General features: G+C 73.4%; 2 protein-coding genes. Both read left to right on the forward strand.

The features are described from left to right. Positions 1 to 440 precede the first annotated feature (440 nt). Positions 441 to 656 (forward strand): hypothetical protein, encoded by a 216-nt coding sequence (locus Afe05nite_RS34400; RefSeq protein WP_203821471.1) that lies wholly within the window; start codon positions 441 to 443, stop codon positions 654 to 656. A 32-nt stretch (positions 657 to 688) separates the two neighbouring features. Next, complete coding sequence (locus Afe05nite_RS34405; protein ID WP_203821472.1) at positions 689 to 1,342, forward strand: GNAT family N-acetyltransferase; 654 nt, start codon at positions 689 to 691, stop codon at positions 1,340 to 1,342. Positions 1,343 to 1,437 lie beyond the last annotated feature (95 nt).

A 1,437-nucleotide genomic window follows, 5' to 3' on the forward strand; every position in this document is an offset into this window, starting at 1 on the left:
CCTTCCTCCCACCTCGCCTTCCTCCCACCTCGCCTTCCTCCCACCTCGCCTTCCTCCCACCTCGCCTTCCTCCCACCTCGCCTTCCTCCCCTGCGAAACCGGCGCAGTGGCGCGAGGCGACTCGGCGTGAACGCCCGAAAGCTGGTCTAATCGGGTGCCGTCGCGTCCCGGTGAGGAAGTGCCCGGACGACGGCGAGCCGAAGGAGGACCGGTGCGGAACGGTGGACCCGAAGACCTCGTCACCATGCAGCGCATCGTCCAGCGCGACTGGACGCCCGACAGCCACTGGCACATCGGCGACCTGGCTTGGCAACGACCCTCCATGGCCGACCGGCGCATCGCCCTGTGGGACGACGTCGCCTGGGCCTGGATCACCGACCCGCCCGCCCCGCGCCCGGCTGCCGCACCTTTCGCCGCCGGCCCTGGCGCTCCTGGCCCTGGTGCCAGCGGCTCCGGTGCGGCCGGGCCTGGCGGTGCCGGCTCTCGTGCTGCCGGGCCTGGTGCTAGCGGCTCCGGTGCTGCCGGGCCTGGTGCTGCGTGGCGGGTTGCTGCTGGCCCTGGCGCTGCCGGGCCGGTGGGACCGGTCGGGCCGGTTGGGTTGGCCGGGCCGGTTGGTCTGGCGGGGCCGGCCGGTCCTCCCTGGCCGGCTGATCTGAGCCTGCATTCGCCGGCCGAGCTGATCGGCGAGGTGCTCACCTGGTTCGACGAGGTCACCGGCGGCGGGCGGAGCGTCACGGTGATGGACACCGACAAGGCTGCCATCGACGCCCTGCGGGCCGCCGGCTACCGGCCCACCGACGGCCCGTTCTTCCGGCACTGCCTGCGCGAACTCGACGACTCCCTGCCCCGGCCGACCCTGCCCGACGGCTACCGTCTGCGCCCCGTCCAGCCGGGCGAACTCGCCGCCCGCGCCGCCGCGCACCGAGCCGCGTGGCGACCGAAACGGCTCGGCGAGATGCAGGTGCCACCCGTCGACCTGGGTGACGGCGAGTCCGGCATGACCACCAGCCGTTACGCGGACCTCATCGGGCACTGGCCGTACCGTTCCGATCTGGACCTGGTCGTCGAAGCCCCCGACGGCACACTTGTCGCGTCGGCGCTGGGCTGGCTCGACGAGGACAACCGGTCGGCCCTGCTCGAGCCGGTCGGCGTGGACCCCCGCCACAGCCGCCGCGGCCTCGGCGTCGCGGTGAGCCTGGCCTGCCTGCACGCGATGCGCCACGCCGGCGCCACCCAGTCCGTAGTCTGCCCCCGAGGCGACGACGCCTACCCGGTGCCGCGCCGCCTCTACCACGCAGTCGGCTTCCGAGACGCCGGCCGAACCGTGACCCACCGCCGCTGACCCCCTCTTCTCCGGCCCACCTTCTTCTCTCCGGCCCACCTTCTTCTCTCCGGCCCACCTTCTTCTCTCCGGCCCACCTTCTTCTCTCCGGCCCA

Origin of the sequence: Paractinoplanes ferrugineus, from assembly GCF_016862195.1 — a bacterium.
Taxonomy (GTDB): Bacteria; Actinomycetota; Actinomycetes; order Mycobacteriales; family Micromonosporaceae; genus Actinoplanes; species Actinoplanes ferrugineus.